General features: G+C 70.0%; 14 protein-coding genes. 7 read left to right on the top strand and 7 right to left on the bottom strand.

The genetic code is table 11. From position 1 onward, the window contains the following. Positions 1-71 precede the first annotated feature (71 nt). From O7606_RS03285 to O7606_RS03275, 3 genes are all read left to right on the top strand, one after another. Positions 72-1,241, top strand: a complete 1,170-nt coding sequence (locus O7606_RS03285; protein ID WP_281594764.1) for an ISAs1 family transposase — start codon at positions 72-74, stop codon at positions 1,239-1,241. Between the two features lie 713 nt (positions 1,242-1,954). Continuing rightward, positions 1,955-2,836, top strand: a complete 882-nt coding sequence (locus tag O7606_RS03280) for a helix-turn-helix transcriptional regulator (protein ID WP_281597495.1) — start codon at positions 1,955-1,957, stop codon at positions 2,834-2,836. After that, the gene (locus O7606_RS03275) at positions 2,829-3,023 is read left to right on the top strand and encodes a DUF397 domain-containing protein (protein WP_281597494.1); all 195 of its coding nucleotides are present in this window, start codon (positions 2,829-2,831) and stop codon (positions 3,021-3,023) included. The genes O7606_RS03280 and O7606_RS03275 overlap by 8 nt, the downstream gene beginning before the upstream one ends. 340 nt (positions 3,024-3,363) lie before the next feature. Here O7606_RS03275 and O7606_RS03270 read toward each other — a convergent pair whose 3' ends face one another. The 3 genes from O7606_RS03270 to O7606_RS03260 are packed head-to-tail and all read right to left on the bottom strand — an operon-like array spanning position 3,364 to position 12,220. Continuing rightward, entirely contained in the window at positions 3,364-8,346 is a 4,983-nt protein-coding gene (locus O7606_RS03270) for a class I SAM-dependent DNA methyltransferase (RefSeq protein ID WP_281597493.1), read from the bottom strand. Beyond that, positions 8,343-11,141: an SNF2-related protein gene (locus O7606_RS03265; protein WP_281597492.1), complete on the bottom strand. Its 2,799-nt coding sequence runs from the start codon at positions 11,139-11,141 to the stop codon at positions 8,343-8,345. The genes O7606_RS03270 and O7606_RS03265 overlap by 4 nt, the downstream gene beginning before the upstream one ends. Then, positions 11,138-12,220: a serine/threonine-protein kinase gene (locus tag O7606_RS03260; protein WP_281597491.1), complete on the bottom strand. Its 1,083-nt coding sequence runs from the start codon at positions 12,218-12,220 to the stop codon at positions 11,138-11,140. Before O7606_RS03260 ends, O7606_RS03265 begins: the two co-directional genes overlap by 4 nt. A gap of 252 nt (positions 12,221-12,472) precedes the next feature. On the opposite strand from O7606_RS03260, the gene O7606_RS03255 reads away from it, so the two are divergent. From O7606_RS03255 to O7606_RS03240, 4 genes are all read left to right on the top strand, one after another. Further along, positions 12,473-12,994, top strand: a complete 522-nt coding sequence (locus O7606_RS03255; protein WP_281597490.1) for a DUF4352 domain-containing protein — start codon at positions 12,473-12,475, stop codon at positions 12,992-12,994. 1 nt (position 12,995) lies between these two features. Next, entirely contained in the window at positions 12,996-13,823 is an 828-nt protein-coding gene (locus tag O7606_RS03250; RefSeq protein ID WP_281597489.1) for a hypothetical protein, read from the top strand. Between the two features lie 51 nt (positions 13,824-13,874). After that, positions 13,875-14,342: an SRPBCC family protein gene (locus O7606_RS03245; RefSeq protein WP_281597488.1), complete on the top strand. Its 468-nt coding sequence runs from the start codon at positions 13,875-13,877 to the stop codon at positions 14,340-14,342. A 137-nt stretch (positions 14,343-14,479) separates the two neighbouring features. Then, positions 14,480-14,884, top strand: a complete 405-nt coding sequence (locus tag O7606_RS03240) for a DUF4430 domain-containing protein (RefSeq protein ID WP_281597487.1) — start codon at positions 14,480-14,482, stop codon at positions 14,882-14,884. A gap of 12 nt (positions 14,885-14,896) precedes the next feature. Here the strand turns inward: O7606_RS03240 and O7606_RS03235 are convergent, their stop codons facing one another. From O7606_RS03235 to O7606_RS03220, 4 genes are all read right to left on the bottom strand, one after another. Next, positions 14,897-15,694, bottom strand: coding sequence for an alpha/beta hydrolase (locus O7606_RS03235; RefSeq protein ID WP_281597486.1), 798 nt, complete (start codon positions 15,692-15,694; stop codon positions 14,897-14,899). After that, positions 15,687-16,523, bottom strand: a complete 837-nt coding sequence (locus tag O7606_RS03230; protein WP_281597485.1) for an alpha/beta hydrolase — start codon at positions 16,521-16,523, stop codon at positions 15,687-15,689. Before O7606_RS03230 ends, O7606_RS03235 begins: the two co-directional genes overlap by 8 nt. Further along, positions 16,520-17,335 (bottom strand): alpha/beta hydrolase, encoded by an 816-nt coding sequence (locus O7606_RS03225; protein WP_281597484.1) that lies wholly within the window; start codon positions 17,333-17,335, stop codon positions 16,520-16,522. The genes O7606_RS03230 and O7606_RS03225 overlap by 4 nt, the downstream gene beginning before the upstream one ends. Positions 17,336-17,453: 118 nt before the next feature. Continuing rightward, on the bottom strand, positions 17,454-20,210 hold the full coding sequence (locus tag O7606_RS03220; RefSeq protein ID WP_281597483.1) for a LuxR family transcriptional regulator: 2,757 nt from the start codon (positions 20,208-20,210) through the stop codon (positions 17,454-17,456). Between the last annotated feature and the right edge of the window lie 57 nt (positions 20,211-20,267).

Genomic DNA, 20,267 nt, shown 5'->3' with positions numbered 1-20,267 from the left:
GCAAGACGGGCATGACCAGCTCAGAAGATCATCAAGGTTCCTACGCCACGGTGATCGATCCGAAGTGAGTCATGCCCGCCCTGCCATCATCGCTGATCTCGTCTTTGTCCGATGCACCGGCTCTGACCGTGCCCGAAACCGCTGGCGGGCTACCCGCAGCACTGGCCGGGGTGCCTGATCCACGAGCTCGCCGCGGTGTGCGGCATCGGCTGTGCGTGGTGGTGACCGCGGTGGTGTGTGCCGTGGTGGCCGGCTACCGCTCGTACTCCGCGATCGCGGAGTGGGTGGCCGATGTCCCGGACGAGACGGCCGAGGCACTGGGTATCGCCGCTGACCGGCGCCCGTCGGAGGCGATGATCCGCCGGTTGCTGCAGGCCCTGGACCCGGATCTGCTGACCACGGCGATCAGCGGCTGGCTCGTCGGCCGGGCCACGACCAGCGCCTCGGGCAGCCGGCAGGCGATCGCGGTCGACGGCAAGACCCTGCGCGGATCCCGCACCGCCGTCACCGCCGCCGATCACGTGATGGCCGCCTGTGATCAGGCCACCGGTGTGGTCCTGGCAAGCACCAACGTAGACGGCAAGACCAACGAGATCACCCGGTTCGGACCTCTACTCGACCAGATCAGCGACCTGCGCAACACGGTGATCACCGCGGACGCGCTGCACTGCCAGCGCGAACACGTCGCCTACCTCGCCGAACGCAGCGCGCACTGGATCCTGACCGTCAAAGCCAACCAGCCCCACCTGCACGCCCAACTCGCCGGTCTGCCCTGGCGGGCCGTCCCCGACGCCACCCGCCACGACGACCGCGGGCACGGCCGCCGCGAGATACGCACCCTGAAGATCCTCACCATCTCCACCGGCATCGACTTCCCGCACGCCGCCCAGGCCATCCAGATCCGCCGCCGCCGACGACGCCTCGATGAGCCGAAACGCTTCACCACCGAGACCGTCTACGCCATCACCGACCTGCAAGTCCACCAGGCGAAACCGGATCAACTGGCCGCGTGGATCCGCGGCCACTGGTCCATCGAGAACAAGATCCACTGGGTCCGCGACGTCACCTACGACGAAGACCGCAGCCAAATCCGTACCGGCACCGGACCGCAAGTCATGGCCGCCCTGCGCAACGCCGCCATCGGCGCCCTACGCCTCGCCGGGCTCACCAACATCGCCGCTGCCAACCGGCATCACGCCCGCGACAGCAGCCGGGCACTGGCCCTCCTCGGCATCATCTAACGACTTTGCCGGGACCCTGCGGCATCGGGGGATCACCCCCGCGTGCGCGGGGAAGAGGCGGGCAGTGGATGGTGGCTCTCGGCCGGCACCGGATCACCCCCGCGTGCGCGGGGAAGAGACTTCCTGAGCTGGGGCGCTAAAGATCAACTAGTGCGTTTTCCTTCACTTTGATTCGCCTGCTGTCCACAGCGTGGACGGTGGTCGTCACACCGGACAGTGTCCGGGATTCCACTGTCCGGAGGCAGCCGCCGACGCCGGCGAGTCGCACCCACAGCGGAGGGTCGGGGGCGTCTCTGCCCGTACGTCGGATCTCCTTGCCTCTGCGGTCGCGGTGTCGGGGCAACGTCCAGCCTGTGACGAGGCGTTGGCGGGAATGCCAGGAAGCTCGGCTCCAGCACGGAACATGCAGAACGCTATGCGGGTTCAGGACAGCCGCCGACCTGAATCGATAAACTTGATTCTATCGCCCGACGTAGCCGCCCCCGGTCAGGACAACCACTTTCACGCCAACCCTTCCTCGCGAAGGAACGTGATATTTTCAGGCGTGGGAATTGCGCCGTTATAGCGATTGTCGAAGGCGTCCGGTAAGGTCCATGGAGTAGCCACGAAAGCGCGAGACATCGCCGACCCAGTCATTTCCGATTTGTTGACAGAGCGACGTTTCACCGGTGGCATCCCGATGTAACAAAACGCAACACGGAGAGGGGTGGCGGATGGCCGACGACATGGGATCGACCGTCCCGAGACGACAGCTCGGGCGAGCGCTACGGGAGCTGCGCTCCGAAGCGCAGATGACCCTCGACGGCGCGGCGGACGCGCTGCACTGTAGCCGGCAGAAGGTGTGGCGCATCGAGAGCGGCCTGGGCCCGATCCGCCCTCTCGACGTCCGCGCCCTCTGCGACCTCTACGGCGCGACACCCACCCTGACCCAGGCCCTCATCGCCGTCGCCCACGAGACCAAGGCCAAGGGCTGGTGGCACTCCTACCTCGACGCCATCCCCGAGTGGTTCGAGCTGTACGTCGGCCTGGAGTCAGCAGCCTCCAGCATCCGCCGCTTCGACGAAGCCCTGATCGCCGGCATGCTGCAGTCACCCGAGTATGCGCACGCGGTCTACCAGCGCCGACGCACGATGACGGACGATGAGCGTGAACGCCTCGTTGAGGTACGGCAACAACGGCAGGCCATCCTGCATCGGAGGCTTCCTCGGGCACCCAAGCTGGAGGTGATCCTGTCCGAGGGAGCACTACTGCGCACGGTAGGCAGCCCAGCGACCATGGCTGGGCAACTCCGTCACCTGTTGGAGATCAGGGAACTGCCCCACGTCTCCATCCGCGTCCTACCCCACAGCGTCGGCCTGCACTTCGGCGCGGTCGCCGGCTCCTTCGTCATGCTGGACTTCCCCATCCGCAACCGGGTCGAGCCTGAGCCGTCGGTCGTCTACAAGGAGTCTCTGACCGGGGCGCTCTACCTCGACCGCAAGGAAGAACTCGCAATCTACGAAGAAGTATGGGCGAGCCTCGATGATCTCGCGTTGGATGAGGCACAATCGGAAAATCTGGTCAACAAGATCATCATGGAGGTTCACCATGGCTGACCTGACCGGTGCTCAGTGGCGCAAGAGCACCCGCAGCGGCGACAACGGAGGTGACTGCGTCGAGGTAGCCGACAACCTACCCGGCCTCGTCGCCGTACGCGACAGCAAGAACCCGGCGGGCCCCGCCCTCACCTTCCCTACCACCGCTTGGACCACCTTTATCCAGACGACTAAGACCCGGCACTGAACAAAATCGGGGACGGCAGCGCAACCGAAAGGCACCATACGGTCGCGCTGCTGACTGTCCGCTCGACGTAGCAGCCAGCCCGCCGCTCGATCTACCATCCCAATACGGTGACCATCAGCACTGCGGTTCCCGCTCCAGACAGACAAGATGTTCGGCCGTCCACCACTCACTTCCGCAAAATCGGACTTCATCAGGACTTTTCGGAAGCTCCGGGCGCTGTAGAGGTCTTTGCTCGCCAGTCGGAGGCTGCGCGTTAACTGAAGAAAGTCGTCGGCGCTCCCCATCCACCGCCAAGTGAGCGCACAACCTCGCCCTCCGCTCTAGTCAGCGCTTCCGAGGACTACGATCGTGAGCTGATATCCGCTTCCTTATATCGCTCACTGAAGATCGAATGGGCCAATCGATACTCGCTCTCTCGATCCGCATGGTAGAACGGTGCAGCATATCCCTTCGGAGCCGGGCATCCCGCCGGATCCGACAGATGCTTCTCTAATTCGGCGAAGGTATCGGGGCGCTGCCGCCTTCCCCAGGCTATTCTATCCGCTGCAATCTTCCGACCGGCAGCGTCGAAGTACATAGCAGTCTCATACTTCGCCAGCGTGCCGTATCTAGATTTGTATAGGGCCAACAACGGCTCTACTTCCATACCCAGCCAGACCGCCACCAAAGCATCAATTTCCAACAGGGCTGACCGTCGCATCAGCTCACTACGGATCGGCACAGATGGATCCCATGTTCGAGGCACATCACCAAGGCGCCCAGGAGACGGCCAATTCAGGGCCCACTCCTCATGCTGCCAAGATTCTCGGAACAGACGGTTCCACAACTGGCCATAACCGGAAGTCAACGCATTCAGCCTAAGCGTGCGAAGCAGAAGCGCAGACTGCAAAGGGTGATTTTCCTCCGGCACCGGCATCACAAGGGCTTCTGTTCGGCTCATATGGTCCCTGTCTGTCACCCTGAGCAGATAATCCAGAGGTAGAGCCGACCAGAATCCGGCGACCAAAGCGGTCTGCAAGTCACTCCCCATAGCCATGCTGCGGACAGCATGAACATGACTGGGCCCCGGCGGAAAGAGCGCAACGAAAAGGCTTCTTTCGTTTTCGGCTTTCGTCATTTCACGCCAAAACAGCCGGTAAAATTCTATGCTACTGCGCCTACCTCCTCTCCCGTCCGGCCGATTATCGAGCTTTCGCTCGTAATTTTCTCGATCATTTGGTGGCCGAAATTTGGTGGAAGGGAGAAAATTTTCTGTTAATTCCTCTAAGTCTACCGGTTGATCAAAATTTCCTGTCTGCGGATCCTGCTTGGCAAACGGAGTGGCCAACGAGAAGTTTGGCCCATTAAGGATTACATCTTCCCAGGTGTCGCGCCGACCGACTTCCTCATAAAAGAGTCCCGCAACCTTGTCGGTCCGCTCATTGAAACCAACACTAATAAATGCCTCACAATCACGCAGTCTAGGCTTCGCCCTCGCAAGCGCCTCCATTGCTGCCGTCTCGGCAGTGGTAACGGGATGCAGAAGGGGCGTCGATTCAACAGGAGCATTGCTCAAATTTAGTAGACGACGCCACATTTCGAGACGGTCACGATCGACGCGAATCAGGCGATCCCTATGTGGCCTTCTATCCCAATTCCTGCCATTCTTGATGCCCGGAATCTCGCCATTGCCATCATGATTAAGAGACGCCCTGAAGGTTTCGACAGAGTAAAGCTTGCTGGCATGAACAAAGGAGATTTCCCCAGCTCTCCCATAAACATTTACGCCAAACTCTTGCTTCCTCCCCACAGGAGGCGCGAACGCCCAGTTCGCCACGTTGACAAAACTGCCAAGTATCCGCAGACGTCGGTAAGCCTCGGGGCGAAGAGATCCTTCCTGCGGCCCTGTGAGATGAGTGCCGGGGTGAAGTAGACCGGAAATACCCGCCACGGTCGCATTGCGCCATACTTGAGCGATAAAGCAGCGATAAAAGTCGGCACGCCCACCGCCTAACACTTGATAATAAATCGGCGAGCCGGTAAAAGCAGCACTTCCACCGACTACCGAACGCTCACTTAGATAGAAGTCGCGCGCAGATCCAGTTTCGAGCAAACTCTGTCTGCGACGCACATAGGTCGCCCATTCATTTTCGGCGGCAACCATAAACCACGGATCCACCTCAGCGAGAACGGAAGCATCCATCCAGTCTGGCTGTACCCAGGGTGGGTTTCCTACCTGGAGGTCGAAGCCGTTGGTGAAGGCCTGGGCGAAGGTGAGTTCCCAGTGGAAGAAGCCCTGCTGGTCGGCGATCTGTTCGGCGGTGAGCAGCCAGGGGAAGCGGTCGGTGAGGGTCCAGGGGGCGTCGACGCCGATCACGCCGTCCAGCTTCTGCTCGAAGGCGCTCATCTCGTCCAGGCTGGTGAACGTCAGGCCGTAGAAGTGCTCGTCGTCCTCGTCGGCGTCCTTGCGGCCGATCAGGGCTTCGGCGAAGGTGAGCCAGTCGTCCAGGCTGGTCAGGGGCACCTGCCGGCGTAGCTTCTCGGCCACGGTGATCTGCCGGGTGCCGCCGATGGGCTTCGTCGACGGTTTGACCTGGTGGGTCTGCACGTTGCCGAAGAAGTCGGCGACCTCGTAGCCGGTCGGCTCGGCGTCCGCCGGCACGTCGCGGACCTGTGACACCTCGACGGGCGTGGTCGGGTACGCGGGGTCGGAGCCGTCGAGCAGGCCGACGGCGTCCAGCGGCCAGAACCACAGCGCGCACCAGACGTCCATCAGGGTCTTGAGCCGCCAGTACGGGGTGCCGGGCGCGGTCAGGTCGGCGAGGATCTTCTCCCGCTCCACCGCCCCGGTGACCGGGGGCAGATCGTCAGCGCCCCACACGGGGATGTCGCGGCGGATCTCGGCTTCGGAGATGGCGAGTCGCTGCTGCACCAGGCCCCACAGGAACTCGACCCGACGGGCCAGCGCCTGCAACCGTCTGACCTGCGGGTTCTTGCCTTTGGCGGTGGGGGTGCGGCGCATCGCCGTACGCCAGGCTTTGAGTTTGGCGGTTTCGGCGGGGGCCAGCTCGCGGGCCTCCTTCTCCCCCGCGACCGCGCCCCACCCGTCGGCCGGGAGCAGGAAGTGGTGGACGGCGCCGCTGTCGACGTCGCCGTGCCGGAAGGGTTTCTCCTGCGGGGCGGTGGTCAGCCAGGACTTGTCGGTGAGCTGTTTCGCGTCGTACGTCTTGCGTCCGCAGCCGATGAGCGAGTTGCCGCGTCGCAGGTGCAGGCCGAACCAGGGGGCCTGGAGGCCGGCGTGCATGACGTTGAGCCAGAGCGACACCTCGGCCAGCTCGACGGCGGTGCGGTTCAGGTCGACGCCGTAGCAGTTGTGCAGGGCGATGTACGCCTTCACCCGCTGGAGCTCCAGGTGGTAGTCCTCCGGGTCGAGGGTGACGGCCAGCTCCTTCTGCCGGCGGCGCAGGTACTCGGCGGCGACCTGGTTGATCGCCTCGTTGAGGAACGCGCCGGAGCCCAGCGCCGGCTCGCAGATCGTCCAGTCCAGCAGCTCCCGCGCCGGGGTGACCGTGTCGTCCTGGTCGAGGCGGTACTTGAGGGCGAGTTGGACGGTCACCTCGGTCAGTGACTGCGGGGTGTAGTAGGAGGCGCTGGTCTGCCGGTCGCGGCCGGCGAGCCGCCAGACGAACGCGCCGGGGTCGTGGCTGACCCGGCTGCGCACCCCGGTGTACGGGTCCTCCTTGTAGACGAAGACCGCGTCGTCGTACTCGTCGGCCCGGGACGCCGGGATCATCCACGAGCCGTCCTTCGGGTCGCCGTTCTTCGCGACCTCGTAGAGCGGTTCGGTGGCGACAAAACCGGTGTACGACATCAGGCCCTCGTAGACCGCGCCGAGCTGGTTGATGCCGAGCTGCGCGTACGAGATGAAGCCGCCCCGGCGGCGCTTGCCGCCCTTGGTCAGCATCAGCCGGCGGAGCACCTGGTAGAGGACCTTGTTGCGCAGGCGGGTGTCGATGGTCGGCGGGTCGTCGTCGTCCTCGTCGTCGCCCGGGGCGGGCATCAGTCGGCCGATGAGCCGGGTCCGCTCGGGCAGGAACAGGTCGGATCTCATCGGCTCGAAGCGCAGCCCCTCGCCCTCGCTGGCGTGCTCGTCGACGGTCGCCCCGGCGCGTTCCCGGTGGCCCTCGTTGACCATGCGGAACAGCAGGTCGAGGGAGTCGTACAGGTGGAAGCCGCCGTCGGCGGACGGGGGCAGCCGGCGGGCCACCAGGTCACCGAGGCGGGCCAGGCTGTAGCCCTCGACGTACTCGCGGTCGTTGACGGGCAGGACGCCCAGCTCCGGGCGGGCCTCGGCGTAGAGCAGGAACAGGATCCGGTACAGGTAGCGCAGCGCCTCCCGGCCCAGCTCGCGGGCCAGCTCGTCCAGCGCCATCACCTGCTCGGGCCGGTAGCCGGCCTGCCGGATCCGGTCGAGGACCTCGTTGGCGATGAGCTCGACGGAGACCTTCAGCCCCTCGCGGAGCTCGCCGGAGACGCCGACGGCGTGCTGGCGGGAGCCGGTCACCAGCTCGGCGAGGGGTTCCGTGCCGCCCTCGGCGGGCGGGCGCAGCGAGTCCGCGCCGAACAGGGCGGCGACGACGTCGTACTCCCGGTCGTCGTTGCGGGCGTAGAGGGTGTCCAGGCTGACCGCGAGGTAGCGGCCCTCGCCCCAGGCGCCCCGGTCGGCGAGGGTGACGACGCCGCCGCTGAGCAGCAGCACGTACCGGGGTCTCGGCTCGTCGGCGGCGAACAGCCAGGAGGCGAGTTTCGCGCCGGTGTCGATGCTGTCGGCGGCGGTGAGGGTGACCGGGGTGAGCAGTCGGCCGGCGTCGTCCGGGTCCTGGGCGGCCTCGGTGTCGACGGCCCAGCCGCAGTCCAGCGCGACGATGCCGCCGTGGCCGCCGCCCAGCTCGGCGTAGGCGACGGTGACGACGTGCTCCTGACCGGCCCGTTCGACGGTGACGGTGCGCGGCTCGGCGCGGGTCTCGGTGCGCGGCTCGGGGTGCGGCTCGGTCTCGGCGGGCGGCTCGGTTTCGGGGTCGAAGCCGAGGGCGCGCAGCAGCTCGCGGTGCAGTTTGCGGAGGCGTTCCGGGTCGAAGAACGCCTCGTCGGCCAGCTCGGTCTTCGCGTCGAAGTAGGCGCGGCGCAGGGCCCGCAACCGGGTACGCGGGGTCTGCTCGCCGTCCTTTTCCGCCGCGGCCCAGCGTTTCACCAGGTCGCTGCCCTTGAGGGTGGTGGGCAGGATCTCGGCGAGGTAGTGCGCGGAGAGGTACTCGCCGCGGTTGGTCAGCGACTCGGGGCTCATGCGGCGGACTCCGGGGACGGGACGAGGACGGCGAGCACCCGCAGCAGCGGGTCGCCGTCGGTTTCCAGGCGGTCGAGCAGGTCGTGTTGTTCGGCGACGGTGGCGCGGACCCGTCGGCGGCGTTTCTCGCGGTGCGCGGCGGGCAGCTCGTCGAGGAGGCTGGCCTGCTGGAAGTGGTCGAGCTGCTGCCGGTGGCGGCGCAGCGGCTCGGCGTTCGCGTCGGCCCACTCGGCGCGTTTGCCGGCCAGGTGCGCGCGGGCGGCGTCGACGGCCTGTGGCAGCAGCCGGGTCAGCGGTTCCAGGTCGACGTGCCCGGCGCGGTTGACCATGGTCGGGCCGACGCCGGCCGCGCGCAGCGCGTCGTCCATCGGGCGGATCTCGGGGGCGTCGGGCAGGCCGGTGACGGCCATCCACTGCACCACGGTCGGCTGGCCGAGCCGGTTGGCGTAGACGCCCTGCACGAGGTAGGTGGGGGCGGTGACGTCGGCGGTGAGCACCGGGGCCTGCTGCCGGCCGAGCCGGATCAGCACCTTGTCGACCAGCCAGTCGACCATCGGGTGCACGTCGCTGAGGAAGGCGATCTCCGGCCAGGTGGGGGTCTTGCGCTGCCGGGCCTGGTCGAGTTTGCGTTGGGCGAGGGCCCGGTCGAAGGTGACCTTGAGGCGCAGGTGGTCGCCCTCGCGGTGGGCGCGTAGGTAGGAGCGGGGCAGGTCGGTGAGCCGGTGCACCAGGTCGTCGGGGGCGAGGAAGGTGATCAGCTCGTCCTCGCGGCGCAGGTCGATGTGGTCCTCGGGGCGGTCGTCGTAGATCTCCCGCAGGGCGGCGTGCACGAAGTCCTCGGTGGAGTCGAAGAGTTTCGGCACCCGGGCGCGGGGCACGTCGGCGGTGACCGGGGCGGTGCCGACGTCGGCGAACAGGTCGGCCATCACGTCGACCTCGGCGTGCGCGGCGTCGTAGGACTCGTCCACCGACCGGTCGTGGAACAGGTCGCGGACCAGCCGGTCCTCCTCGGCTTTCGCGTCGTAGACGCCGGTGGCGGCGCTGACGCTGCCAAGGGTGCGGTGCGCGGTCTCCTCCCGGTCCAGCAGCCGCTTGGAGATCGCCTGGTCGTCCTTGGCGTCGGCGCGGGCGGAGGTGAGGAGCAGCGCGCGGAACTGCGGCCGGTGGCGTTGGCCGTAGCGGTCGATCCGGCCGTTGCGCTGCTCGATGCGGATCAGGCTCCACGGGATGTCGTAGTGGACCAGGTGGTGGCACTGCTGGTGCAGGTTGACGCCCTCGGAGGCGACGTCGCCGGTGAACAGCAGCCGCACCTCGCTGCCGGCCAGCTCGAACTCCTGGAGGATGCGCTGCTCGTCGGAGTCGGCGACGCCGCCGTGCAGCGCCCGTACCGCGCCGGGCGGGAGGCCGAGCAGGGCACGCACCGTCCCGGCGAGCCACTTCACGGTGGGTACCCGCTCGGAGAAGACCACCGCCCGTACGTCGCTGCCCCGGCCGACGCCGATCGTCTTCAGCTCGCTGACCAGGGCGCGGAGCTTGCTGGCGTCGTCGTCGGTCAGCGCGGCGGTCAGCGCGGCGAGCCGGTCCAGCGCCGCCGCCTCCGTGCCGGTGGCCCGGCGTCGCCGGTTGGTCACCGTCTCGTACAGCGCCCGGTGCGAGGACAGGAACGACTTCAGCAACGTGTACGGGAACAGCCGGTGCTGGCCGGTGACCGCCTCGTCGCTCCACTTCCCGGCGAGCCACACGTCGGTCAGCTCGTCGAAGATCTGCTCCTCGACCGGGCTGGCCGGGCAGGTGATGGCCAGGGACGGGCCCCGGTCGGCCCAGCGGTCGCCGATCTGGTCGCGTACCTCGGGGCTGATCTTGGTGCGGCGCAGGTAGAGGTGGGCGATGTCGCTGGCCTGGTAGTCCTTCTCGTTGGCGATGGCCGCCGGGTCGAGCAGGGAGATGAGCTGCGCGAAGGACTCCTGGTCGCCGTTGTGCGGGGTGGCGCTGGCCAGCAGCAGCGCGTCGGTCTTCGCGGCGAGCCGGCGGGCCAGCTCGTGCCGCTGGGTGCCCTTGTTGATCAGGTTGTGCGACTCGTCGACGACCACCGCGTCCCAGGTGGTGGCGTCCAGGTGGTGACCGAACTGGCCGGCGTCCTTGAGCGTGTCGACCGAGATGATGGCCCGTTTGAAGTACGTGAACGGGTTCCGTCCGGCCGGGATCTCCTGCTGGATGCGTTGGATGCCGGTGGAGTCCAGTCGCACCAGCGGAATCGCGAAGCGGGTCCACAGCTCCCGCTGGAACTGCTCCAGCACCTGCTGCGGCGAGACGACCAGGATGCGGTCGCCCCGGCCCCGGCGGATCAGCTCGGCGAGGATCAGCCCGATCTCCAGGGTCTTGCCCAGCCCGACCACGTCGGCCAGCAGGATCCGGGGTCGCAGCCCGGCCAGCGCCAGCTCCACCGGGCGCTGCTGGTAGCTGAGCGGGTCGAGCAGGAACCGGTCGGCCAGGGCCAGGCCGCGTTCGGTACGCGGCAGCGGCGTACGGCGCAGCGCCGCCTCCAGGAACAGCCGGCTCTGCCGGAACCGCGACGACGTGTCCCGGACCAGGACGGTGTCCTCCGGGCGCATCGCCTGGACGGGCTCCAGGGCGGTGAAGAAGGTCGCCTCGACGTCCTGCACGAACTCCGACACGCCGACCGCCTTGATCATGGTGCCGTCGGCGGTGCCGGTCCGCACGCCGCGCACCAGCCACTCCTCGTCCCGGACGAGGACCCGGGAGCCCGGGGCGAAGGTGACGTCCTGGCTGCTCATCGGGGGCCTTCCTGGAGGAGGGTGGCGCGGCGGGCGTACCGGTGGCGGATCCGGTCGACCAGCCAGGTCACGTCGGGTCGCCCGGGGGCGGCCGGCGGGGCGCCGGGCTCGTCGGGGGTGTCCGGGGCCGGTGGCGGCTCCGGGACGTCGGTCGGGCCGCCGCCCTCCGGGTCGACGCGCGGGTCCTGCCGGTCCGGTGGGACGGGCAGCGCGGAGTCGGCGTCGTAGGTGCGGGACGCGACCTCCCGGCGCAGGTCGGGGACGCTCAACCCGCTGCTGGCCGTGGCGACCGTCAGCAGTCGGGCGCGCACGTCGGCCAGACCGGGCCGGGCCTCCGGGTCGTGGGCGAGCATCGCGCCGAGCACCTGCGTCAGCTCGGCGGGCACCCCGGACAGGTCCGGCAGGTCGGTCGGCTCGGTGATCCGCAGCAGCAGGTTCCACGAGTTCGACGGCGGGTAGAGGCCGTGCGCGGTCAGCGCGAACACCAGGGTCGCCGCCAGGCCGTAGATGTCCACCGCCGGGGTCAGGTCGCGTTCGCCCCGGACCTGCTCGGGTGACATGTAGGCGGGGGTGCCGACCAGCGCGCCGGGCTCGGTCAGGTAGTCGTTGCGGTCCAGCAGCACCGCCAGGCCGAAGTCGATGAGTTTCGGGCCGTCCGGGCCGAGGATGATGTTCTGCGGTTTCAGGTCCCGGTGCAGCAGGCCGACCTGGTGCACCTTGGCCAGCCCGTCGGCGAGCATCGCCCCGACCATCGCGGCCAGCGGCAACGGCAGCGGGCCGTGCGCGTCGACGTGCTGGCGCAGGGTCGCGCCGGGCACGTACTCCACGGCCAGCCAGGGCGGGTCGCCGTACGGGTCGGCGGCCTCCAGGCGGGCCACCCGGGAGCCGTACACCAGTCGCAGGCTGTCCACTTCGGTGGCGAAGCGTTCCCGGATGGTGGGCTCGGCGACGAGGTGCTGCCGGATCACCTTGAGCGCCACCGGGTCGGCGGTCGGCGACACCGCGAAGAACACCTCGCCCATGCCGCCCGAGCCCAGTGGCCTGACCCGCTCGAAACCGCCGACGGCGCCCAGCGTCATCCCGCTCCCCTCACGATGACAGCCGCCCGGAATCCGGGCCCCCACGGTCGGTCCGGCGGCTGACAAACGCACGACCGTACAACGTGGAGGCTGCGACGGCCAGTGCCCGTTCGACGGGTGCCGGCCGACCGGACCGACTAGCCGGCATCCCCCAATGTGTCGTCCGCTGCCAAACGATATCTTTGTTGACGGCGTTCACGACTGATGCTCTCATGGACGCCGCCACTTCGGACGGACACAGAGGAGAGCGCCATGCGCCGCATCAGCACCCTCGCCCTGATCACCACCGGCCTCGTCGCCCTCGGCTGCGGCGCCGGCAGCGCCGACGACACCGCCGGCAGCGCCGCCCAGGGCGGCGACGACGCGCCCGCGAAGACCGCGAAGATCGGTGAGCCGGCCCGCGACGGCAAGTTCGAGTTCACCGTCAAGTCGTCGAAGTGCGGCGTCGCCAAGGTCGGCAGCGACCTGCTCGGGGCCAAGGCGCAGGGCCAGTTCTGCCTGGTCACCGTCAACGTCAAGAACATCGGCAAGGAGGCGCAGATGTTCGACGGCAGCAGCCAGAAGGCGTACGACGCCGACGGCACCGAGTTCTCCGCCGACAACGGGGCCGCTATCTACGCCAACAAGGACGCCGAGACGTTCCTCAACGACATCAACCCCGGCAACCAGGTCACCGGCGTGGTCGTCTTCGACATCCCCAAGGGCGTCAAGCTCACCAAGCTCGAACTGCACGACTCGCCGTTCTCCGGCGGCGTCGACGTGACGCTCGGCTGACATGCGTCCGGACGAGTTTCTCCGGGCGGCGCGCCTCTTCCCGGCCGGGCAACGCCAACGGGCCACCGACCTGCGCGCGTACCTGCTCGACAACGACTGCGCCGGCTGCCGGCCGGTAGCCGACCACGTCCGGGCGGCGTGCGAAGCCGCCCGCTACGACGAGACGGCCGTGGCCGGCGACCGGCTCGACGCCGCCGAGCGCCTCGCGGCCGGGCACCCGGCCCACCGCCGTGCCGGCGACGACCCCGGCCGGGGCCGGGGCCACGTCGCCCGGTGGGCCGCCGCCGCGGCCACGCCACTCGTCGCGGCCACCGACGCGAGCTGGAAGGGACGCGTCGGTGGCATCGGATACGTCGTCGCCGACGGTCACTACGGACTGCGCGGCCGGGGCACCGGTCGGCTCGACCCGACCGGCCCGTCCCGCGTCCTCGTCGACGAGCTGCGCGCGGTCGAGTACCTGCTCAGCGGGTACGACGATCCGCCGGCCGGGCTGACCGTGCTGGTGGACAACCTGGAGGCGGTGAAGTGGCTGCGCCGCTGGCAGGCCGGCGCGGTCGACGAGATGCCCGCCGGTTACCGGCTCCGGGAGCGCCGCTTCGGCGCCCAGCCCACGCTGCTGCGGCTCGCCACCCAGGTCGCCGCCCGCCCGGACCTGGTCTTCACGCACGTCAAGGGCCACCGCAACCACCTGCTCAACGAGGCCGCCGACGCGCTGGCGCACATGGCCCGCCGCCGCCAGGAGGAGTCCTTCGACCTGCGGCCCCGCGCGTACGAGCTGGTCGACGCGTTCCTGCGGGACTGGCACGCCGCCCGCACCCCGGCGACCTGAGCCGGCTCCCGGACCGGCCGGCGGACCACCGGCCAGGTCTAGGATCGCGACATGGGACGGACCGACCGGGTCAGCCGGGTGATCGCGGCAGCTCCGGCGGCCGTCTACGGCGCGCTGCTCGACCCGGGGGCGCTGCAGGCGTGGCTGCCGCCGACGGGCATGCGTGGGCGGATCGAGCGGTGGGATCCGCGCCCCGGGGGCGGCTTCCGGATGGTCCTGACCTACCTCGACGCCGCCGACGCGCCGGGCAAGACGTCCGACGCGACCGACGTGGTCGAGGTGGGCTTCGTCGACCTGACTCCACCGGAACGGGTCGTGCAGCGGGCCGTGTTCGACTCCGACGACCCGACGTACGCGGGGGTGATGACCATGACCTGGGAGCTGGCCGCCAGCGGCACGGGGACCGAGGTGACCGTCACCGCCACCGGCGTGCCGCCCGGCGTCGGCCAGGCCGACCACCAGGCCGGCATCGCCTCCTCCCTGGCCAACCTGGCGTCGCACGTCGAGGCCGCCGCCTGACCGCGGCCCGGTCGTCGTGACGCCGGGGGCGGACGGGCCCAGGGGTCGGGCCATTCCGGGGTCGGGAGGGCCCGGCGCGGGAGACAATCGTACGGCCGGTCGGGCGTGCCCCGGCCGTACGATCATCGGGGGAGACCATGTCGGTCAGGATGCGGTTACAGGTGTTCGGCAACACGGTCGGCAAGATCGACAACATCGCGTACGCGCCCGGGTTGACCGTGCGCCAGGCGATGGAACGGGCGTTCGACCAGCACACCGCCAAGGCGTACCACTTCGAAATGCGGTACTACGGCCAGAGTCTCGGCTACCTCGTCAGCATGATCGACGACCTCTCCGACCAGATCGGCAGCGATCCGGGCACGTTCGTGTTCTGGGAGCTCTCGGTCAACGGGAAGATCGCCGACACCGGGGTGGACACCACCGTGCTCCACGACGGCGACGAGATCGGTTGGGACTATCTCGCCTACACCCCGGGCCGTCACGACAGCACCCTGTACCAGCGGGTCCGGGACCGGCGCCTGACGCCGGTCGGCGTCCGGTAGGTAGCCGCCGGCTCAGCGGGCGTGCCGCAACGCCCAGTCGAGCGCGGCGTCGGCGATCTGCTCCCAGCCGGGCTCGGCGCACGTCCAGTGGGACCGCCCCGGGAACTCGCGGTAGTCGGTGACCGTGCCGGCCGCCTTGTAGTGCCGGGCGTTGGACTTGTTCACCGACGGCGGCATGATGTGGTCCGCGCCGCCGGCCAGGAACAGCAGCGGGGCGCGACTCTCGTTGTGGAAGTCGACCCAGGTCTCCTGCCGGCCCGGGGTGAAGTTGGCCAGCAGCCCGTACGCCCACACCCAGCTTCCCGGCGCGGGGATCGCGTACCGGTCGTAGGCGGCCCGCGAGTCCTCCTCGGACAGCGTGTTCGTGAAGGCGTAGTGCCACTGCTCGGGGGTGAACCCGGCGGCCTGGTGCCGCTTGGCCGGATTGTTGAGGATCGGGAACAGCGACTTGATCTGCGAGGGCGGGTTCACCCGGATGCCCTCCGGCGGGGCCGAGTTGATCACCACGCCGGCCGCGCCGTGCCCCCGGTCCAGCAGGAGCTGGGTGAGGGTGCCGCCGAAGGAGTGCCCCATGATGATCGGCTTCTCGGGCAGCGCGCCGATGACCTTCTCCAGGTGGGCGACCGTCTCCGGCACGGTGAGCTTCGCGATCGTGTCGGGGTCGGCGCGCAGCGCCTCCACCTCGATCTCGAAACCCGGGTAGGCCGGAGTCAGCACGGTGTGGCCCCGGGCCTCGTAGTACGGCACCCAGTGCTCCCAGCTCCGCGGAGTCACCCACAGGCCGTGCACCAGCACGATGGTCCTACCCATTGTCGTACTCCTTCAGGAACGCGAGCAGGTCGTCGCCGAGCTGACCCTTGTGGGTGTCGGTGATGCCGTGCGGGGCCCCCGGGTAGGTGATCAGCCGGGCGTTCTTGATCCGCGCGGCGGAAGCCTGGCCACCCACAGCGTAGGGCACGATCTGGTCGTCGTCGCCGTGAACGACCAGGGTCGGCACGTCCACCGCGTCCAGGTCCGGCCGGAAGTCGGTGGCGGAGAACGCCGCCACGCACTCGTACGCGTTACGGTGCCCGGCCTGGAGACCCTGCCGCCAGAACGCCTCCCGCACGCCCGGGGAGACGTGCCCGCCCGGCCGGTTGTTGCCGAAGAACGGGCCGTCGGCCAGGTCGTGGTAGAGCTGCGAGCGGTCGGCCAGCGAGCCGGCCCGGATCCCGTCGAACACCTCGACCGGCACGCCACCCGGGTTGTCGTCGGTGCGCAACATGAACGGCGGCACCGCGGACACCAGCACGAGCTGGGCGACCCGGGCCGTACCGTGCCGGCCGATGTAGCGGGCCACCTCGCCACCGCCGGTGGAGAAGCCGACCAGGGTCACCTCGCGCAGGTCCAGATGGTCCAGCAGGGCCGCCAGGTCGTCGGCGTAGGTGTCCATCTCGTTGCCGTGCCAGGTCTGGGTGGACCGCCCGTGGCCCCGGCGGTCGTGGGCGACCACCCGGTAGCCGTGTTCGGCGAGGAACAGTTGCTGGGCCTCCCAACTGTCCGAGCTCAGCGGCCAGCCGTGCGACAGCAGCACCGGGCGACCCACGCCCCAGTCCTTGTAGAAGATCCGCGTCCCGTCGGCGGTGGTCACGTGGCTCACCGGGCAGCCCTCCGGATCACGTCGGCGGTCACCCGGGGCTGGGAGATCATGGCGACGTGCGAGGCGTCGACCTCCCGGGTCTGCGCCCCGGCACGGCGGGCCATGAACCGCTGCGCGTCGGCGGGGATCAGGTTGTCCTGCCGGGCCACCAGGTACCAGGAGGGGACGCTGCGCCAGGCCGGCGGGCCGGACGGCTCCCCGAGGGTGTGCACGTCGCCGGGCCGCTGGGTGGCGGCCATCACGTCGGTGGTGGCCCGGGGCAGGTCGGCCGCGAAGACCTCCCGGAACGCCTCCGGCTTGACGTAGCCGTCCACACTGCCCGCGCCGTCCGCGGTCGGGTACGGGCGGAAGTCCAGCGCCGCCTCGCCGAGCTTGCTGCCCGGGTACTTCAGTTGCAGCTCCTGGACCGTCTCGCCCTGCTCCGGCGCGAACGCCGCCACGTACACCAGGGACTTGACGCGGGGGTTGCCGACGGCGGCGTTGGTGATGACCATGCCGCCGTACGAGTGGCCGACCAGGACCAGCGGACCGTCCACGGTGGTCAGCACGCTCGCCAGGTACGCCGAATCGGCGCTCACGCTGCGCAGCGGGTTCGCGGGGGCGATGACCCGGTGGCCGTCGCGTTGCAGGATGCGGACCACCTCGGTCCAGCCGGAAGCGTCAGCGAACGCGCCGTGCACCAGCACGATCGTCGGCCCGCTCGCGCGGTACGGGGGCGGCGGGGGGATCGCCGCGGCCTGCGCCGGCCCGAGGAGGGCGCCGGCCGCGACCGCGGCCGAACCGGCGATCAGGGTTCTCCGGGAGGTGTTCATTCGTGCGCTCCGTTCGCAGAGGGTGTGCCGACGACTGTGCCGCGACCCGACCCGACGACGAATCCGTACGTTGACTGTCCCGCCCGACTGCGTCACCCGGCGACGTTCACCGACCACGTCAACCGGGGTCGCCGGCCAGGGCGTCCAACGCGGCGCGCAACTGGGCCCGGCCGCTGATGCCGAGCTTCGGATAGATCCGGTACAGGTGGGAGCTGACCGTACGGTGCGACAGGAACAGCCGTTGGCCGATCTCGCGGTTGCTCAGCCCGGCCGCCGCGAGCATCGCCGTCTGGAGCTCCTGCGCGCTCAGCCGCTCCCCCGAGCTCACCGCCCGTCCGGCGCTCTCCTCGCCGGTGGCGCGCAACTCCTCCCGGGCCAGCCGCCCCCACGCGTGCGCGCCGAGCGCGTCGAAGCCGTCCCGGGCGGCCCGCAACGGGGCCCGGGACTCCAGGATCCGTTTCCGGCGGCGCAACCAGGTGCCGTACGCCAGATCCAGCCGGGCCCGGTGCACGGGCCAGTCGGCGAGGTCCGTCGCGTACGCCCGCGCGAACGCCGGCCCGGCCTCCCCGTCGGCGGCCAGCACCGCGGCGGCGTACCCGAGCGAACGCCGCAGCATCGGCGACGGCAGCCGCGCGGCCCGCTCCCCGGCCCGCCGCACGATGTCCGCGACCTCCGGCTGCCGGCCGGCGCGGACGGCGGCGTCGGCGAGATCCGGTAGCGCCCAGCCGGCCATGTCCAGGTGGTGGGTGGGGTCCGCCGGGTCGAACAGCCGCAGCAGGATCTCCAGGGCCTCGTCGTGCCGTCCGGCGGCGTTGGCGGCGACACCCCGGGCGTGCTGGGCGGCCTCGGCGGCGAACCGCACCCCGGTGACCAGCGGGCTGGCCAGCACGGCGTCGGCGAGCCGGACGGCGGCGTCGCTGTTGCCGCTCATCGCCTCGTGCAGGGCGCGACTGGCCCGGGCGGCCACCACCCAGAAGCGTTCGCCGGTCTCCTCCGCCAGCCGCTCGGCCTCCTCGGTGTCGGCCCGCACCTCCGGCCAGTGTCCCAGCCACAGGCGGACGAAGCCGGCGGAGGAGAGCGTACGGGCCAACAACGCGGCCCGCCCCTCGGACCGGTACGCGGCGGCCACGGTGGCCAGCAACGACGACGCGGTGACGAAGTCACCGAGGACCAGCGCGGCGCTGCCCAGGTAACGCATGCCGTCGACGTCGGCCCGGTCCGGGACGATGGTGGGCAGCCGCCGCAGCGCCTCCGGCCCGCAGACGTCCGGCTGGGCGTACGCGCCGATCGCCAGGGCACGCGGATCGTCGGCGGCCAGCCCGAGCGCGTCGAGCGCCGCGGTGACCCGACCGCCGACGTGCGCCGGCAGGCAGGCCCACCAGCGGCGGGACGCCGCCCGCCAGCACAACGTCGCGGCCAGGCCGGTGTCACCGGCGGCGTGGGCCGCCACGGCGAGGTCGCAGAGCGCGTCGATGCGGGCGGTGTCACGCACGTCGCCGGCGTCCACGATGTCGCGGACCAGGGCGAGCCGGCCCCGGTCGACGGCGTCGCCCCGGGTCGGGTCGACCCTGGCGACCAGGTGCGCGGCGACCCGCCGGTCGTGCGACTGCGCGGCGAGGTCGGCCGCCCGCAACAGCATCGACGACCGGCGGTCCGGGTCGCCGGTCAGGTCGGCGGCCCGGTCGAGACCGGCGACGGCGACACCGAGCGCGCCCCGGTCCAGGGCCCGCCCGGCCGCCGCCTCAAGCTCGGCGCTGACGTCCTCGTCAGCGCCGAGCGTCGCGGCGCTGCGGTGCCAGGCCCGCCGGTCCGGATCACCGGTGAGAGCCTCGGCGAGCAGCGCGTGGATGGTGAGCCGGGCGATGTCGCCGACCGACCGGTACACCGCCGAACGCACCAGCGGATGCCGGAACCACAGCCGCTGCGCCCGGATCTCCAGCAGGCCCGCGTCGATGGCCGGTTGAATGGCGTCCGTGGCGACCTCCGTGCGGGTCAGCACCCCGGCGATCGTCAACAGCGTCGACAGCGGGCACCCGGTGTCGGCGGAGAACACCGCCAGCACCGCCCGGGTGGCCGCCGGCAACTGCGCGAACCGGTCGGTGAACGCCGACTCCAGCCGTTCGTTGAGGGGCAGCAGGTCCGGCAGGCCGACGCCACCGGCGGTGAGCAACCGGGGCAGCTCCACCAGGGCGAGCGGATTGCCCGCCGCCTCCGTGAGGATCCGGTCCCGCAGGCCCGCCGGCAGCGCCGGCGCGTGGTCGCCCAGCACCCGCCGCGCCGCCTCGTCGTCGAGCTCGCCGAGGTCGAGCTGCGTCAGACCGGTCCGGACCAGCACGTCGGTGTGCTGGGCGCGGACGGACATCAGCGCGGCGATCGGCTCCACCGTCAGCCGGCGGGCCACGAACACGAGCACGTCACGGGTCTCCGGGTCCAGCCAGTGCGCGTCCTCGGCGACGACGAGCAGCGGCGTGCGGGACGCCGTGTCGCCCAGCAGCTCCAGCACCGCCAACCCGACGCTGAACAGGTCCGGGCGGACGTCGTCCTCACCGAACGCGCCCCGCAGGGTGCGCCGCAGCCGGGGCGTCAGGGCGTCGAGATTGCCCCGCAGCGGCGCGAGAAGCTGGTGCAGGCCGGCGAACGGCAACGCCGTCTCGGCCTCGGCGCCGTTCGTCTCCAGGACCAGCATGCCGGCGTCGGTCGCGGCCCGGCGGGCCGCGTCGAGCAGCGTCGTCTTGCCGATCCCGGCATGGCCGCGCACCACCAGCGCCGCCCCGCGCGCGGCGCGGGCGGCGGCCAGCAGGTCGGTGACCGCCGCCAACTCCCGGTCCCGGCCGCGCAGCACCACAGCTCCGTCGCCCACCTTCTGCGCCAGCATCGACCCACCTCCGACGCGGACCACCCGTCGTACGGCGAGAACTGTCGCAGAACGACG

The organism is Micromonospora sp. WMMD882, from assembly GCF_027497255.1.
Taxonomy (GTDB): Bacteria; Actinomycetota; Actinomycetes; order Mycobacteriales; family Micromonosporaceae; genus Micromonospora.
Note: the sequence above shows the minus strand (reverse complement) of the source record. Positions and strands in the feature narration are given on the sequence as shown.

What these genes read in the sequence shown, in the direction of transcription:
- O7606_RS03285 (WP_281594764.1), top strand. Translation starts at nt 72, where the DNA reads ATGCCCGCCCTGCCATCATCGCTGATCTCGTCTTTGTCCGATGCACCG.
- O7606_RS03280 (WP_281597495.1), top strand. Translation starts at nt 1,955, where the DNA reads ATGGCCGACGACATGGGATCGACCGTCCCGAGACGACAGCTCGGGCGA.
- O7606_RS03275 (WP_281597494.1), top strand. Translation starts at nt 2,829, where the DNA reads ATGGCTGACCTGACCGGTGCTCAGTGGCGCAAGAGCACCCGCAGCGGC.
- O7606_RS03270 (WP_281597493.1), bottom strand. Translation starts at nt 8,346, where the DNA reads ATGAGCCCCGAGTCGCTGACCAACCGCGGCGAGTACCTCTCCGCGCAC.
- O7606_RS03265 (WP_281597492.1), bottom strand. Translation starts at nt 11,141, where the DNA reads ATGAGCAGCCAGGACGTCACCTTCGCCCCGGGCTCCCGGGTCCTCGTC.
- O7606_RS03260 (WP_281597491.1), bottom strand. Translation starts at nt 12,220, where the DNA reads ATGACGCTGGGCGCCGTCGGCGGTTTCGAGCGGGTCAGGCCACTGGGC.
- O7606_RS03255 (WP_281597490.1), top strand. Translation starts at nt 12,473, where the DNA reads ATGCGCCGCATCAGCACCCTCGCCCTGATCACCACCGGCCTCGTCGCC.
- O7606_RS03250 (WP_281597489.1), top strand. Translation starts at nt 12,996, where the DNA reads ATGCGTCCGGACGAGTTTCTCCGGGCGGCGCGCCTCTTCCCGGCCGGG.
- O7606_RS03245 (WP_281597488.1), top strand. Translation starts at nt 13,875, where the DNA reads ATGGGACGGACCGACCGGGTCAGCCGGGTGATCGCGGCAGCTCCGGCG.
- O7606_RS03240 (WP_281597487.1), top strand. Translation starts at nt 14,480, where the DNA reads ATGTCGGTCAGGATGCGGTTACAGGTGTTCGGCAACACGGTCGGCAAG.
- O7606_RS03235 (WP_281597486.1), bottom strand. Translation starts at nt 15,694, where the DNA reads ATGGGTAGGACCATCGTGCTGGTGCACGGCCTGTGGGTGACTCCGCGG.
- O7606_RS03225 (WP_281597484.1), bottom strand. Translation starts at nt 17,335, where the DNA reads ATGAACACCTCCCGGAGAACCCTGATCGCCGGTTCGGCCGCGGTCGCG.
- O7606_RS03220 (WP_281597483.1), bottom strand. Translation starts at nt 20,210, where the DNA reads ATGCTGGCGCAGAAGGTGGGCGACGGAGCTGTGGTGCTGCGCGGCCGG.